This is a genomic window from Pedobacter suwonensis (genome assembly GCF_007833675.1).
Classification (GTDB): Bacteria; Bacteroidota; Bacteroidia; order Sphingobacteriales; family Sphingobacteriaceae; genus Pedobacter; species Pedobacter suwonensis.
Genome location: NZ_CP031708.1, coordinates 3,421,074 through 3,437,349 on the forward strand (window position 1 = coordinate 3,421,074; position 16,276 = coordinate 3,437,349).

Here is a 16,276-nt window from a genome sequence, read left to right on the forward strand (position 1 = left end):
CCTGTACCTTACTTTAAGCGAAATTTCTATATTCGCATTATGTCTTCACACCATATTGTAAAAGAAAAACAGGAACCAGCTTTGTACATTGATGAGCTTGGCGATTTTAACGAAGAACTTTTGGGACAGTTGCTCGAATGGAGTCCTACGCTTTTGGTTAACGGAGAAAATTACGACAAGATTTTCTCTCTGGGTTTAAAGGTAGATGTGCTGGTAAACGGGAGCGGACAGGAGGCGCAGGAAGATACAAAAGTTGTTCAGGGGCCTGCTGACGCTTTAATGGTAGCTGTTAATTATCTGTACGAAGAGAAGTATCCTGCGGTAAATGTGATTACAAGAAAATTCGACCTGGAGAAATTTGCCGGATTTGAAGATAAAATTAACCTGGTGGTATTCACCGAAAGGGCAAAACATTATCCTATAAAATCGGGATTTTCCGTTTGGAAGCCTGCCGGAAGCGAATTCCTGATCCATGGCAACCGATACCTCGAAGTAACGAACCTCGCACAGAATGAAGATGAAATTTTTATTGTAGTTAAAGACGGTTTTGTAGAGTTTACTTTTTCAGGACAACCGATTTTTATTAGCGAACCTATATGATCACCCTTAGAAGAGCAAAAGAAGAAGATATAGAAGTAATCAGGGATATTGCTGCTGCAACCTGGCCCTCAACCTATCTTGAAATTATCGGGCAAACCCAGATTGATTATATGTTGGATAAAATGTATAGCAAAGGGGAACTGCTGAAACAATTGATGGAAGGCTATATTTTCCTGATTGCAGAGGAAGGCGAAAATCAGTTTGGCTTTGCAGGATATTCCATTATTGGTCATGATGAACGCATTTATAAACTACACAAACTTTATGTGCTTCCATCTGCACATGGTAAAGGCATCGGAAAAAACTTAATTAATGAGGTTTTTAACCAGGTGAAAAATGCCGGGGGAAGTGCTTTGCAATTAAATGTGAACAAGCATAATAAAGCAAAGGATTTTTATTTAAAATGCGGTTTTGCGGTTAAAGAATCGGTAAAACTTGATATTGGTGAGGGTTATTTTATGGATGATTATGTAATGGAATATAAGTTTTAAACCCCACCAATCGTCATCCTGAACTTGATTCAGGCTCTTATGAATATATGCTGAAATAAATTCAGGGTGACGCATAGTCGAAAGGACGGGTAAAATTATTCCTAATTCTTCATCCTTCCCTGCTCTGCTTCGGTACCTGTTGAGCGGCGACGGGCCGGTTTAATCTCATTTTTACCGAAACGATAGGTAAAGCTAATCCGGCCGACCTGTGTTTCATTTTTTTGATGTAATGAGTAGGTTAAACCAGGATAAGCACTTGATAAATTACTTTCAGACATATTGAATACATCCGACAAAGCCAGCTTCAAACTTGCTTTTTTGTTGAACATTGATTTACTTAAGCCTGCGTCAATATAATAACGGGCTTTTAAACTTAGTGTTCCATAGTCCAGTGGCGATTCGTAGCTGCCGTTTATCTCCGCCGTAAATCCGTCCATAATGGTAAAGGTTTGCTGAGATTTAAACTGAAAAGATGTTTTTCCGGTTTTTAAAGCACTTCCGGCCAGATCTGGCGCTTCAAAACTAAGGTAAAAAACATTTAAGTTGTTATTGGTCTGCCACCATTTTGTAAGTTGAAGTGGTACATTTAGATTAGCATTGTAGCTGATATTGGTGGCAATATTTGCATTGGTTTGGTATAGCGATTGGCTTGCTGCGTCAGGCAAAATCACTTCAGCAATTACATCATTAATTCTGCTATAACCTATTGAGAGCATATATTTTTGCAACAGGGTATAACTCAGTTCAAAATTGTGTGTATACTGTGGATTTAAAAAAGGATTTCCTTTGCTATAGGTAAACTCATCCAAATAATAAATAAATGGATTTAAAGCATCATAACTCGGGCGGTCTATCCTTCTGCTGTAAGAAAACCCTAATTGATTGTTTTTTGAAAGTTTTTGCTGCACGAATAATGTAGGGAAAAAATCCCAGTAATTTCGCTCAACAACCGTATTTTTAGTGATCAGGTTTCCTTTTGAATTGGTTTGCTCAACCCTCAATCCAATTTGCACACTGGTATTTTTAAACTGTTTGTTTACATTGGTATAAGCTGCATTTACATTTTCGTCGTATACAAATTGATTGCTTCTTCTGGTATCATTCTCCCAGGTACTATTGACATACGCTTCTGCCTGAAGATCATTATCCGTCTTCACCCAACTGCTTTTGAGCCCGGCTTCAAGTTTAACCGTTTTGGTTAGCGAAACATTATAATCGATTTTAAATGCTTTGATATCAATAATGGAAGGGGTGTTGTTCCGGGTATAAATTATCGGACGGATTCTGTCTCCATTTTGAAAACGGTAATCGTTTTCATAGTTAGAACCATCGTTCCCTTTGTATCTCGAATAATCTAGATCGGCAGATATTTCTGAGCCGGCGGTATCTAAAACAGATTTGTAATTTAGATTATAAGAAACATTATTGTATTTGTTTGTCTGCAATGAATTGGTTATCAAAGTTGAATCTATCTTTTGAAAAGACGGACCAATTAAGGTGTTATTAGTTGAAGTTTCATTGCCGTGGTTAAAATAACCGTTAACCAATATTCCAATGGTGTTTTTCTTGTCAATGAAATAATCCAGTCCGGCCTTCAGGTTATTGTTATATTGTTTTCTGTTGCTCTCACCTACCTGCATAAAATAAGTATCGGTTGTGCCATTTGATATGCGGTCGATAGCAATCAGGTTATCGCGCTCAAATTTGCCATAACTATAATTGCCAAAAAGATTAACTTTCTGTGCGCGGTAGTTTAGGTTTAAACCCGTATTTGCCCTCAGGTTTTTGCCATAACCTAATGATCCGTTTATGCTACCGTTTGTGCCGCCGTTTTTATTCTTTTTGGTTTTGATATTGATGATTCCTGAATTACCTGAGGCATCATATTTGGAAGATGGATTGGTAATCAATTCAATGCTCTCAATGTCTGAACTCTGCATATTCCGTAGCAGGTTGGCTACATCGGCACTGCTCATGTAGGTTTGCTTGCCATCCAGTTGAATTAATACGCCCTGCTTGCCCATCATCGAAATCTTATCGTTTTGATCAACGGTTACGCCGGGTGCTTTTTGTAAAACTTCAAGCGCAGTGGAGCCGGTCATAACCGCACTATTGGAAACGTTCATTACAATCTTATCCATTTTTCTTTCGATTATTGGTTTGGTAACCGCTACATTTACATCTTTTAGGTTTTGAGTGCTTGCAATAAGCTGTGCCGTTCCAAAATCTACTTTCTGATGATCTTCTGTTAGAACAATGGTTTTACTTTTAAGGGTTTTGTACCCCATGTTGCTGGCTTTATAGTAATAACTCCCCTTGCCCGAAACGGTGAAATTAAATGTTCCGCTTGGGTCGGTAAATGCCGTTTTAACCACACTGGAATCGGATGCTTTAAAGAGTACGACGGTAACGTAATCTGCAGGTTTTTTATTTTCATCTAAAATTATCCCGCTGATGTTCGGTTTAGGATTGGTTTGTGCAAAACCTGTTTTAATAGTAAAAAGAAGCGTGAGGAAAAATGTTATTTTGTATAATGTTTTCATGTTTGGTGTATTTATTCTTTAAAAAATGGGCAAAAAAATCCCTATACCGCATTGCATGCGCTTTCAGTTTAATTACCTGCTTATTTAAAGTTTAGTCCGGGAAACGAAGGGTTTCCGTAATTTGTTATCAGTAAGACGACCGTTTTTTGAAAAGGTTACAGGGATTTTGAAAAAGTCCGAAGTCGGGATTTCGAAGTTCCGTACTGAGGTGGAAATCTATGGCCGGGTTTAGAGATTGAAAAAATGAAGAATAGCGCTGTTTAAATTAAGTTTGTGCCATGCCTTAACTAAACTTACAGCGAAATGTATATGCAAATCTTATTTCGTTGCGTCATTCTGAACTTGTTTCAGAATCCTTAGGGAGAGATAAATAGATATCTCATAGCATATGCCAGATAGAGCCTGAAACAAGTTCAGGACGACAATTTGCAGAAAGAAGTGAATAAAAAGGCACAGGCCAACAAATAAAATATCTGTTGGCCTGTACCTTAAATTATTTGAGCTGGCAAATATTATTTTACGCCCAGTACATCAACCCCTTGTTCAAAAACTACATCAACCGGAATATTCTTTTTGGTCAAACGGTCAAGGTCTGTTTGAAGCGTTGGATGAATGACTGCTTTCTCTTTTTGTGCCTTTTCTACTGCAGCTTTATCGCCGTTACCTTGAAGGGTAAGGATGAACGCACTCAAATCGTTCATTGCTGATGCAAATTTTTCGAAGTTTACTTTATAGGTGCCTTTTGGCGTACGCTCGAAAGCACCTTTTTCCTGAAAATAATTAAAGCATTGCATGTTTGCCTTTCCATGTGCTTCAGAAACACCAAAGCGGACTGAGCGCAAGATACCGGCCATAAATGTGGTATAGTAATCTTTAATATCACCTTGCAATTCGCCCTTTTTAAGCAGGCCGGTTACCATATATAAACCTAATATGTCGGCTTTGCCTTCTTCCAGCCAGCTGTATTGTTCTTTTAATGCGGCACGAACAAAGCCTTTTCCGGTAATGGTTTTTTTAATCCCTAAACCATGTGCTACTTCATGAAACATTACGTTTGCAAAAAAAGCATCAAATTTAATGTACTGCTGTTGGTCGGCTTCAATTAATTCTTTTGATATCGGTACCAGGATCTTGTCGAATTTTGCCTGCATGGCATTTTTCAGCTGCGAACGGCGTGTGCCTTTTTCCTGTTGAATTTTTTCATCGTTTGGTAGGTTAACAGCTATGGTTTTAGATCCCGCATTACAATCTCCGGCATAATAAACTACATCATACGCGTTTAACTCCGAGTCCGTTCCAGGGGTTTCGGTTTTATATTTTGCTGCAACCGGTAGGTTTTTCTGTAATTCGGGAAGCATTTTTACATACTTTGCCAAACGTTTGCTCCATTCCTTATCTTTAATTAATACATAAGCTTCGTAACTGGTACGGGCGTTAAAAAGTTTGTCTTCATAATTTTCGATCGGGCCGATAATAATATCCAGGCCATTGGTTTTCATATCCAGCCAGGCATAATCACTCGCCGTAAAATTATCGGTTACCAAGGCGTCCGCTCTTAAGTTTAAATATTTTTTTAAACCGGCATCTTCTGCAATTAAAGCAGCCTGTTTTAACAAGGAGCTTGCTTTTTGTAATTCAGCAGCAAACAGTACGTGATAAGGGGCGGTTGATAATTTGCCTGTACTGTCTTTTTGAACAACAGAATAGGCACCAAATTTATCTTTGAGGTCTGATTTTTCTATCGCTTCCTTTGTAATTCCCTTTGGATAAAAGAATGCTCCTTCTGGTTTAGGGCCTACACCTTCAACAAAAGGTTTATCGTTATTTAATCTATCCCAGGGGCCATAGTTGATATTAACAAAATCGCGGGTTTTTTCATCTTTAATAGTAGCCAGCAGGCTATCTCTTTGCGGGTAAGCTTGTTTCCAATAAAGCTGATCCATAATTTCTGCCGCCTGGATTAACAGAGGCAAAATTTTGCGGTCGTTAACACTAAGCCCGTTAATATTGGTCGTTAATTTTACCCTTTCATAAATCGGTAACCTCTGTGCAACATAATCGGTAAGACTATCTTTTTGTACTACTGCAGTATTTTCATGATTAGATTTATTATTGCCGGTACAAGATGATAATGCACCTGCTGAAATGGCTATCGCTGATACAAACAGGGTTGATCTGTATAAATTCTTCATAGTAAAGTATATGGCCGCTAAATTAGTAAATTTTAAAAGCTTTGTATAAAGTTTGATGCATTGGGCGAAGTTTAGCATAACTTTGTACCTTCATTTTTTTTAAAATCAACATGCCCATGCCGTTTTCCAATTTATACAAAACATCTTTATTAACTGCTTTTTCTCTGGCCATGATTTTGGCCTCATGCACAACCAACAGGTACGCGGCAACAGAAAAAATTTATAAGGATAAGGCAAAAGGCTTTGCAGAAATTATCGGAACGGTACCTCCAGCCGGGCAATTATACGATTCGTTAAATCCAACAAATCAGCAGTGGATTGGTTCTGTAAATTTTGGGATACGCAAACCAAATTTTGTGGTGATCCATCATACGGCTCAGGACAGTTTAGCACAAACCATCAAAACATTTTTTTCTGCCAAAGCCGGCACCAGCGCACATTATGTAATTGGCCGGGATGGTAAGGTGGTACATATGGTTAATGACTATTTACGGGCAAACCATGCTGGTGTGAGCAAATGGGGTAAAGATACCGACCTCAACTCTTCATCTATAGGAATTGAACTGGATAATAATGGTTTAACCGATCCATGGCCCGATGCACAGATCAATAGCTTGTTAAAGTTGCTGGCAACGCTAAAAAAAACATATAACATACCGACGGCGAATTTCATTGGTCATGCAGATATTGCACCAGGCCGTAAAAATGACCCCAGGAATTTCCCGTGGAAGAAATTAGCAGACAAGGGTTTCGGGTTTTGGTATGATGATGTGCTGAAAAATCCACCTGCAGACTTTGATACAGAAAAAGCCCTTAAATACATTGGTTATAATACGGCTAACCTGCCGGCTGCCATTGAAGCTTTCAAGATACACTTTATACAATCAGACATCACAAAAACATTAACACCGGTTGATATTTTGGTGTTGTATAACCTTTATACGAAGTATTAAGCGGAGTGACCTTTTGTTGTAGATTGCACTCATGCCATCATCATGAGGGATAGATTTTATAAAAATCATATAGATTACAGAGGAGTTTTTTTGCAGTGATAGGCATTGAGGAATCGTCATTGCGAGAAGGCTTTTTCAGCCGAAGAAGCAATCTTACAACAATCGCTACTAGCATGCGCTTTAAGATTGCTTCGTACCTCGCAATGACGACTCTTTATTAAGAAATTTGTCAAAGGAAGTTTGTTCCAGGATCTTTAAAAGTATAATGTCCAAAGTTTATGGCGTAAAAAAGAATGCTAATATTTGCTATCACATTCTTCCCTGTATGCATTTTCAGCCAAATTCTGGCAAAAAAAACACGGATAATCTGTGGTTATCCGTGTCTATTTGTGGTTTAAAATATTATTAATTTGGCTTCTTAAATGTATCTTTTAGCGTTACTGTTCTATTGAAAACCAATTTTTCGGCTGTTGAATCTTTATCTAAACAGAAATAACCTTTACGGATAAACTGATAGCGGCCATCCAAATCTGCATCTGCCAAAGCAGGTTCAATATAAGCGTTTGGCAATACCGTTAAGCTTTCTGGGTTTAAATAATCTTTAAAATCACCTTCTTCAGCATCTGGTGTTTCTGAAACAAATAACCGGTCGTAAAGGCGGATTTCGGCTGTTTTAGCGTGTGATGCACTCACCCAATGGATGGTTCCTTTAACATTGATCCCGCTCGTGTCGCTTCCGCTTTTCGATTCCGGAATGTAAGTACAATGAATTTCGGTCACGTTTCCGTTTTCGTCCTTCACAAAATCTTCGCATTTAACAATATAGGCAAATTTTAAGCGTACCATTGCACCAGGAGCCAGGCGGAACCATTTTTTTGCCGGCACTTCCATAAAATCTTCACGTTCTATCCAAAGCTCATTGCTAAAAGGGATCACTCGTGTGCCACCGCCGTCTTCAGCTTCAGGATTGTTTTCACCGATTAAATCTTCTGTTCCTTTTTCGTAATTCGTAATGACCAGTTTAATCGGGTCTAAAACTGCCATTACGCGATTAGCCGTTTTATTTAAATCCTCACGGATGCAGAATTCCAATAAGCTGAGTTCAATTAAGTTTTCGCGCTTGGCAATACCGATACGTTCGCAAAACTCGCGGATACTTTTTGGCGTAAAACCTCTCCTGCGCAAACCGCTGATGGTAGGCATGCGCGGATCGTCCCATCCGTTTACCAGGTTTTCGTTAACCAGTTGAAGCAGCTTACGCTTACTCATTACTGTACTGGTGAGATTTAAACGGGCAAATTCATATTGCTTGGAAGGAAAAATTTCCAATTTTTCGATAAACCAATCATATAATTCGCGGTGCGAAACATATTCTAAGGTACAGATGGAGTGGGTAATATGCTCAATACTATCGCTTTGTCCGTGAGCAAAATCGTACATTGGATAAATGCACCATTTATTGCCTGTTCGGTGATGTTCGGCATGTTTAATGCGATAGATAATCGGATCGCGCATTAACATGTTCGGACTGGCCATATCGATTTTAGCTCTCAAAATATACGCACCATCAGGAAATTCTCCATTTTTCATTTTCGTGAAAATGTCTAAATTTTCTTCAATGCTGCGGTTTCGGTATGGGCTATCCTGTCCCGGCTCAGTTGGTGTGCCTTTTAATGCTGCAATTTCGTCTGCAGCGCTTTCATCAACATAAGCCAGACCTTTTTCAATCAGCTTAACGGCAAAGCCATACAGCTCATCAAAATAATCTGAAGCATATAATTCATTTTTCCAGTTAAAGCCCAGCCACCTGATATCTTCTTGCTGACTGTTTACATATTCTGTTTTTTCCGTAACGGGATTGGTATCGTCAAAACGCAGGTTGGTATAACCGCCGTATTTTTGTGTTAGTCCGAAATTTAAGCATATCGCTTTAGCATGGCCAATGTGTAGATAACCATTAGGTTCAGGCGGGAAACGCGTAACCAAAGTTTCATACTTACCACTATTTAAGTCGTTCTCAACAATTTCTTCAATAAAGTTCAATGACTTTTCTTCACTCATAAAAACCTGTAAATTAGGAATGCAAATGTAAAAAGATTAGTGCAATTCTACTTGTTTTAGTTAATGATTAATTTGAAAGCCAAAATCGATACATTTACATCAACTTAATATGAATGATGAGCAAAGTATTAAATCGGCCTATCCGTGTTTTAGTAGCTAAAGTTGGATTAGATGGCCATGACAGAGGCGCTAAAGTAATTGCAACTTCTTTAAGAGACGCCGGCATGGAGGTAATTTATACCGGATTGCGCCAGACCCCTGAAATGGTGGTAAACACCGCACTTCAGGAGGATGTAGATGCCATCGGGATCTCTATTCTATCTGGTGCACACATGACGGTTTTTCCAAAGATTATTCATTTTATGAAAGAAAAACAGTTGGATGATGTGTTATTAACCGGCGGTGGGATTATCCCCGAGGCAGATCGGTTGAAACTAGCCGCTATGGGTGTTGGAGAGCTGTTTCCTCCGGGTACAACAATGGCCAGTATTGTAGAATATATCCAGAATTGGGTAACAGAAAATAGAAATTTTTAAGCTATGGCATATCAAAATTTAATTTCAGAACTAAAGGAAAACATTTTATACGTTACGATAAAAAGGGAAAAGGCACTAAATGCTTTAAATAAAGATACGTTGGCAGAACTTGCAGATGTAATTGCCTATGCAGATAAAACGGATGAGGTAAGAGGGGTTATTTTAACAGGCGCGGGTGAAAAGGCCTTCGTTGCAGGAGCCGATATTAAAGAGTTTTCTGATTATAGCGGTAAGCAGGGAGAAGATTTAGCCAAAATTGGTCAAGATCAGGTTTTTAATGCTATTGAAAACTCTCCAAAGCCATTTATTGCCGCAATTAATGGCTTTGCTTTAGGTGGAGGATTGGAGTTGGCTATGGCCTGCCACATGCGTATTGCGGCAGATCATGCAAAGTTGGGTTTGCCGGAAGTTACTTTAGGATTGATTCCGGGTTACGGAGGTACGCAGCGTCTTACCCAATTGGTTGGAAAAGGCAAAGCGATAGAAATGATTACAACTGCAAGCATGATTACAGCTCCAGCGGCAGAAAAAATAGGCCTGGTAAATTATGTGGTTCCGCAGCCTGATCTGATAAGCAAGGCCGAAGAAATATTGAATTTGATCAAACAACGTGCGCCATTGGCTGTTTCGGCTGCCATAAAAGCTGTCATCGCAGCGGTGAATAATAATAATGGCTATGCTACCGAAATTGAGGCGTTTGGCAAATGTTTCGAAACGGCCGATTTTAAAGAAGGGGTATCTGCATTTGTTGAAAAGAGAAAACCAAAATTTTCCGGAAAATAAGATTAGTGTAGTATTAATCTGATGTTTGTATAACAAAAATGTTGCAAATCCTTTTCAATGCAAATTTTTTTGAGTAACTATGTTATTTAATTATTAACTCTATATGTTGTCGATGTATATGGGTTTTTAGGATAACAACGCTGCTCATGAAAAAGAAGATACTCATTGTTGACGATGAAATTAGCATCGGCTTATTGCTCTCCAGATTTTTAACCAAAAAAGGATTTGAAGTTTCGAATGTAACAAGCGGTAAAAAGGTGATGCAGGCGCTTGGAAAAGAGCGGTTCGATCTGGTATTGTGTGATTATCGTTTAGATGATACAGATGGGAAGGAGATTTTAATCTATATTAAGGAGCACTATCCACATACCAGTGTAATTATTATCACGGGCTATTCAGATATTAAGCTTGCTGTAGAACTGATCAAACTTGGGGCTTTCGATTATATTGAGAAACCGCTTTACACGGATGAAATTTTAAATACCATTAATAAGGCCCTGGAAGCGCAGGGCGAATTAAGATCTGTTAAACATTTCGACCATGCCGGATGCAAGGTTGTTTCTGATCGGTTTAATTGTCAGGAGTATATTAATGGCGAGAGCGCAGCTTCAGCGTTCTTGCTGAAACAGATCCAGCTCATTGCACCAACAGGTTATACCGTTATTTTAACGGGGAAAAGTGGAACGGGAAAAGAATGTGTGGCCAAAACCATTCATTTAAATAGTTCTCGTCGTGAACAGCCTTTCATTGCCATGGATTGTGGTTCGTTAACCAAAGATTTAGCGGCCAGTGAATTTTTTGGACATGAAAAAGGAGCATTTACCGGTGCCGCCTTTACTAAAATTGGTCATTTTGAACAAGCTAATGGTGGTACATTATTTCTTGATGAGGTCGGTAATTTGTCGTACGAAATTCAGGCAACCTTGCTCAGGGCGGTGCAGGAGCGGAAAATAAAGCGGATTGGCAGTACAAAGGAGATTGATGTGGATGTACGGCTTATTGTAGCTACCAATGAAAATTTAAAGGAAGCGATCGAGAAGGGTGCATTTAGGGAAGATTTATATCACCGATTTGATGAATTTTCGATACACGTGCCGGCATTGAAAGATCGTGACCAGGATATCCTGATTTTTGCCGAACACTTTTTGGCGACAGCAAACCAGGAACTGAATAAAGAAATCAAAGGCTTTTCTGATGAAGTGAAGCAGTGTTTATTGGCATACAACTGGCCTGGTAACGTACGCGAGCTGAAGAACGTGATCAGGCGCATTGCCTTATTAACTGATGGCGACTGGATTGAGCCGCATGTTTTGCCATTGGAATTTGGGATGGCTGATTACCCGAAGAAACCGGGTGAAAAAAAAGCCGCACTTTTTCCGCATAGGTTAAATCACGATCCGTCTCTCAATTTACGCCATGCGGCTAAAGAAGCTGAATATCATACTATTTTAGAAGTATTGAGGACAGTTAATTTTAACAAAACCAAGGCTGCAAAAATCTTGAATATCGACAGAAAAACACTTTATAATAAAATCAAATTTATTGATCCTGAAAAAGGGATATAAATCTTAAATCGGGAAAACAAAACCGGCTATTTTAGGATTTAAAGAATAACCTTATTGTCTAAAAATGTCAGTATTTTCTTATAAGCAACGAAATAACATCAACCTGGTTATTATTATTGCGCTTGGGGTGCTAATTGCGTATTCCCTGCAGAGTATCTTTGGTGCAATTTTAAGTACTTTGGTGTTATATACGATCATGAGGCCAGCCTATATCCATTTGGCTGAACATAGGGGATGGAACAAAAGAGTAACGGCTATTTTCCTCATTGTCATTTCCATTATACTTATTGTGATGCCTTTTTATGCGTTAAGCAGCATGGTGATCAGTAAAATTTCAGAATTGAAGAATAATGAGGTTTTTTTCAGGAATTTACTGATTAAACTACAGCACCTCATTCCGTTTAAAATTAACCAGGGTCTTATTCAGGAAGGATTAAACCGCTTAGGCAATTGGGCTACCGACCTTTTTCCTTCTTTACTGTCAAGTGCAGTAAATATTGTGTTAAGCTTGTTGGTCGTTTACTTCTTACTCTACTTTATGCTGATTGAGCGGGAAAGATTCGAGTTTTCCCTGATAAAATATGCCCCATTTAGGGAACAGAACGCGCTTCGTTTTGGCGATGAAATGAGAAATACCACCTATGCGAATGTATTGGGCCAGGGATTAATCTGTCTTGTTCAAGGCTCACTGGTAAGCCTGTCTTTTTATGTTTTGGGTTATAAAGACCCGATGTTTTGGGGTGTAATTACAACTTTTATTTCCTTTGTACCTGTTTTAGGACCTCCTGTTGTTTTTGTGCCCGCTGCGATTTTACAGATCGCAAACGGAAATAATTTTGCAGGTTGGGCGATGCTTGTTTTCGGTTTCGTAGTCATTATCAATATCGATAATGTGCTGCGGTTTATGATTGCAAAAAAAGTTGGCAATATTCATCCTATAATAACAGTAATTGGCGTAATTATTGGTATACCTTTATTCGGAATACTGGGCCTTGTTTTTGGTCCGCTACTATTATCTTATTTTATACTGCTGGTTAAGATTTACGAAACCAGCACGCTTGCATCAGAAAGATTGGAAAGAATTAAAACAAATAATGAGCATAGCGAGTTATAATATAGCTTAACAATAAATAATGTAGTAGTTTTATATCGTACATCATTGTTAAACCCTTAAAATAATTAATTATGAATGATAACTCAAAAGTTGTAGTTGCGCTTTTAGCTGGCTTAGCTGCCGGTGCAGCTCTAGGAATTTTGTTCGCACCAGATAAAGGTGATGAAACCCGTGATAAACTTAGCCAGTCATTGAAAGATCTTGGCGATTCTATCAAAGATAAAGCTGCAGATGAGATTAATAATCTGGCTAGCCTGAAAGATAAAGTAGTAGACTCGATTAAAACTAAATTGAGAAGCGTAGAAGAAGAATATAGCGACGACGTAGAGCACGCATAATAAATAAACATTGCATAGCCGGGTTTTTACCCGGCTAAATCTCATCTGAACTATGCAAGAGAATAAAGATAAAAGTATTGAAGATCTGATAGACGACGCCAAAGGCTTTTTAGATGCCAGGGTTGAGTATACCAGACTTTATATTGTAGAAAAAGCGTCGAAAATTTTTGCTGATCTGGTAACCAGTACTACTGTTATCGTTTGCTTTATTTTGGCCTTTTTATTTGGCTCTGTAACATTGGCACTATACGTATCCGACCTTTTGGGCAGTTATGCAGGAGGTTTTGGCTGTGTTTCCCTATTCTATATTTTACTGGCCGTTATTGTTTATTTAACGAAAGATAAATACATTGAAAAAGCCATTATCAATATAGCGATCAGGAAATATTTTGATAAACTTGCAGATAAGGAGGAAGATGAGAAGTTATAAAGACATCCGTAACCTGGAAGACTTGCAGGCCAGAAAATTAGAACTTAAGGTGGAGTATACGCTTAAGCAAAATATGCTTAAAACAGATACCAAAACTTTCTTTAAACAATTTACACTTAGTGCATTGATAAAGAAATATGCAACGCCTAATAACCTGTTCAAAGCCGATGAAAAATTAAATATAAGCGGTACAGCAATGTCACTGCTTTTACCTATGGTGATGAATAAAACCCTATTCAGAGGTGCTGGTTTTTTAACTAAGGCGGCTGTGGGATTCGTATCTGGTAAGGTTGGTAAATCGCTTGATGCAGAACATTTATCGGCAATTTTTAATTCTGTTAAAGGCTGGTTTGGTAAAAGGAAAGAGAAAAAACAAAAGAAATTTATAGACTATGGGATTCCACCCGATAGTGAAACTTATTAACCTAAGTTCGATTATTAATATTACCTGTAGTAGCTGATATTGAATTTTTGATTAATCGACCATCACCCTGAACCGAGCCTTGGCGAGCTCACCGAAGGTAATTCATTTCAGGGTCTTCCCTGCTAAAAAGATGCTGACCACTGAGTAGCTACAAGGCCATTGAAATATTATTTCTACTTGTAAAACAAGTTCAGCATGACGAATCGGTCAGGGATAGGGCGCTTATAAGACAGTATTTTACTAAATAATTATCAAATTCAGGTTATTTGTTCAATGTGTCATTCGGAATTAGTTCATTATTGACATAATGACTAGATGAAGATAAAAAAGCCTCAGGATTTTAAATTCTGAGGCTTTTTTATGCATTTCGTTACCTGATCCGATAGTCGTATTTATTCAGGATCTTTTTAAAGATGCTAATCATGCAGTAATTATGGCACAATTTAAAGCACCACTACTTATCATAAGTACTGCATGTCGGAATCTATTACAAATCCGTCTTTATCTTCAGTTCTTTTAATTGTTTTTCGTCAATCGTACTTGGACTATCAATCATCACATCTCTGCCCGAATTGTTTTTAGGGAAGGCAATTACATCGCGGATAGAATCTAAACCAGCAAAAATTGAGGTTAAACGGTCGAAACCAAAGGCAATACCGCCATGCGGAGGTGCACCGAATTCGAATGCATCCATTAAGAAACCGAATTGCTTTTGTGCTTCTTCCGCAGTAAAGCCTAAATGTTTAAACATTAAAGCCTGCAACGCGCGGTCATGGATACGGATAGATCCGCCACCTACTTCTGTCCCGTTAATGACCAAATCGTATGCATTGGCGCGTACTTCACCCGGATTGGTATCCAATAGAGCAATATCTTCTGGTTTTGGCGAGGTGAACGGATGGTGCATGGCATGGTAACGTTCGGTTTCTTCATCCCATTCCAAAAGCGGAAAATCCAATACCCAAAGGGCAGAGAAGGTATTTTTATCGCGTAAACCTAAACGGTTGCCCATTTCTAAGCGAAGCTCATTCAGTTGTTTACGTACTTTATCTGTAGAACCGGCTAATATCAATAACAAATCGCCTTTTTCTGTTGCGAAAGCCTCACTCCATTGTTTGAGGTCTTCCTCATTAAAAAATTTATCTACAGAAGATTTTATGGTTCCATCGTCATTATGACGGGCATAAATCAAGCCTGTGGCGCCAATTTGCGGGCGTTTGATAAAATCTGTTAGTTCATCCAGTTGCTTGCGTGTATAGCTTGCTGCACCTTTAGCATTGATACCAACAACTAACTCTGCGTTGTCAAATACAGGAAAGCCTTTGCCTTTTACCAGGTGGTTAAGTTCCACAAACTGCATGGCAAAACGGGTATCTGGTTTATCAGAACCATACAAACGCATTGCATCTGCATATTGCATACGGGGTACTTCCGGTAAATCGTAGTTACGCACTTCTTTAAATAAAGTACGGATCAGGCCTTCAAAAGTATTTAAGATATCTTCCTGCTCAATGAACGACATTTCGCAATCGATCTGCGTAAATTCCGGCTGACGGTCGGCCCTTAAATCTTCATCCCTGAAACATTTTACAATTTGAAAATAACGGTCAAAACCCGATACCATCAATAATTGCTTAAAGGTTTGTGGCGATTGAGGCAAAGCATAAAACTCACCTTCGTTCATGCGGCTAGGCACCACAAAATCTCTTGCCCCTTCAGGTGTTGATTTAATTAATACAGGCGTTTCTACCTCAATAAAATCTAAGGCATCTAAATAACGGCGAACCGATTGGGCCATTTTATGACGTAAAACCAGGTTATTGCGCACCGGGTTACGGCGTAGATCCAAATAACGGTATTTCATACGCAACTCATCACCACCATCTGTTTCATCATCGATCATGAATGGAGGTAATTTCGCCGCGTTTAAAATCTCCAAAGCAGAAACTTTGATCTCTACTTCACCGGTCGGCATTTTTGGGTTTTTATTGCTTCTTTCTACAACCGTACCAACCGCTTTGATCACAAATTCACGGCCTAAAGTACGTGCGGTTTCACAAAGCCCGCGATTATCGTCCATGTTAAAAACCAACTGGGTAATACCATAACGATCGCGGATGTCGATAAAAGTCATACCGCCTAAATCTCTTGATTTTTGTACCCAACCACATAGCGTAACACTTTCGCCTAAGTTATTTAGGTTTAATGCACCACAAGTTACTGTTCTTAACATATATATAATCTAA

Annotated in this window: 14 protein-coding genes; 10 read left to right on the top strand and 4 right to left on the bottom strand. The window is 38.7% G+C overall.

Features of this window, described 5'->3' with window-relative positions; genetic code table 11:
- The first annotated feature begins 39 nt into the window (after positions 1-39).
- Positions 40-600 carry a thiamine pyrophosphokinase gene (locus DV942_RS14105; RefSeq protein WP_145858472.1) on the top strand — a complete coding sequence of 187 codons (561 nt, stop codon included), beginning with the start codon at positions 40-42 and terminating at the stop codon, positions 598-600.
- A complete protein-coding gene (locus DV942_RS14110; RefSeq protein WP_145858474.1) occupies positions 597-1,091 on the top strand; it encodes a GNAT family N-acetyltransferase in 495 nt (164 codons plus the stop codon). The genes DV942_RS14105 and DV942_RS14110 overlap by 4 nt, the downstream gene beginning before the upstream one ends.
- Before the next feature lie 101 nt (positions 1,092-1,192).
- Here the strand turns inward: DV942_RS14110 and DV942_RS14115 are convergent, their stop codons facing one another.
- Both DV942_RS14115 and DV942_RS14120 read right to left on the bottom strand, forming a co-directional pair.
- Positions 1,193-3,634: a TonB-dependent receptor gene (locus DV942_RS14115; RefSeq protein WP_145858476.1), complete on the bottom strand. Its 2,442-nt coding sequence runs from the start codon at positions 3,632-3,634 to the stop codon at positions 1,193-1,195.
- Positions 3,635-4,146: 512 nt separating this feature from the next.
- Positions 4,147-5,826, bottom strand: a complete 1,680-nt coding sequence (locus DV942_RS14120; RefSeq protein WP_145858478.1) for a dipeptidyl-peptidase 3 family protein — start codon at positions 5,824-5,826, stop codon at positions 4,147-4,149.
- Positions 5,827-5,942: 116 nt separating this feature from the next.
- Between DV942_RS14120 and DV942_RS14125 the strand changes: the two genes are divergently transcribed.
- Positions 5,943-6,779, top strand: a complete 837-nt coding sequence (locus DV942_RS14125) for an N-acetylmuramoyl-L-alanine amidase (RefSeq protein WP_145858480.1) — start codon at positions 5,943-5,945, stop codon at positions 6,777-6,779.
- 405 nt (positions 6,780-7,184) lie between these two features.
- On the opposite strand, the gene DV942_RS14130 is transcribed toward DV942_RS14125, so the two are convergent.
- A complete protein-coding gene (locus tag DV942_RS14130) occupies positions 7,185-8,840 on the bottom strand; it encodes a glutamine--tRNA ligase/YqeY domain fusion protein (protein ID WP_145858482.1) in 1,656 nt (551 codons plus the stop codon).
- Between the two features lie 113 nt (positions 8,841-8,953).
- Here DV942_RS14130 and DV942_RS14135 point away from each other — a divergent pair, with 113 nt between their 5' ends.
- The 7 genes from DV942_RS14135 (at position 8,954) to DV942_RS14165 (ending at position 14,030) form a co-directional block, all read left to right on the top strand.
- Positions 8,954-9,376 (top strand): cobalamin B12-binding domain-containing protein, encoded by a 423-nt coding sequence (locus DV942_RS14135; protein WP_244278738.1) that lies wholly within the window; start codon positions 8,954-8,956, stop codon positions 9,374-9,376.
- 3 nt (positions 9,377-9,379) lie between these two features.
- Positions 9,380-10,159: an enoyl-CoA hydratase/isomerase family protein gene (locus DV942_RS14140; RefSeq protein WP_145858484.1), complete on the top strand. Its 780-nt coding sequence runs from the start codon at positions 9,380-9,382 to the stop codon at positions 10,157-10,159.
- 146 nt (positions 10,160-10,305) lie between these two features.
- Positions 10,306-11,724, top strand: coding sequence for a sigma-54-dependent transcriptional regulator (locus DV942_RS14145; protein ID WP_145858486.1), 1,419 nt, complete (start codon positions 10,306-10,308; stop codon positions 11,722-11,724).
- A gap of 64 nt (positions 11,725-11,788) precedes the next feature.
- Positions 11,789-12,838, top strand: coding sequence for an AI-2E family transporter (locus tag DV942_RS14150; protein ID WP_090981049.1), 1,050 nt, complete (start codon positions 11,789-11,791; stop codon positions 12,836-12,838).
- A gap of 71 nt (positions 12,839-12,909) precedes the next feature.
- Positions 12,910-13,176: a YtxH domain-containing protein gene (locus DV942_RS14155; RefSeq protein ID WP_047800161.1), complete on the top strand. Its 267-nt coding sequence runs from the start codon at positions 12,910-12,912 to the stop codon at positions 13,174-13,176.
- 52 nt (positions 13,177-13,228) lie between these two features.
- The gene (locus tag DV942_RS14160; protein WP_090981047.1) at positions 13,229-13,606 is read left to right on the top strand and encodes a hypothetical protein; all 378 of its coding nucleotides are present in this window, start codon (positions 13,229-13,231) and stop codon (positions 13,604-13,606) included.
- Positions 13,593-14,030, top strand: coding sequence for a hypothetical protein (locus DV942_RS14165; protein WP_090981045.1), 438 nt, complete (start codon positions 13,593-13,595; stop codon positions 14,028-14,030). The genes DV942_RS14160 and DV942_RS14165 overlap by 14 nt, the downstream gene beginning before the upstream one ends.
- Positions 14,031-14,517: 487 nt before the next feature.
- Here DV942_RS14165 and aspS read toward each other — a convergent pair whose 3' ends face one another.
- On the bottom strand, positions 14,518-16,263 hold the full coding sequence (gene aspS / locus DV942_RS14170; RefSeq protein ID WP_145858487.1) for an aspartate--tRNA ligase: 1,746 nt from the start codon (positions 16,261-16,263) through the stop codon (positions 14,518-14,520).
- Positions 16,264-16,276: the final 13 nt, after the last annotated feature.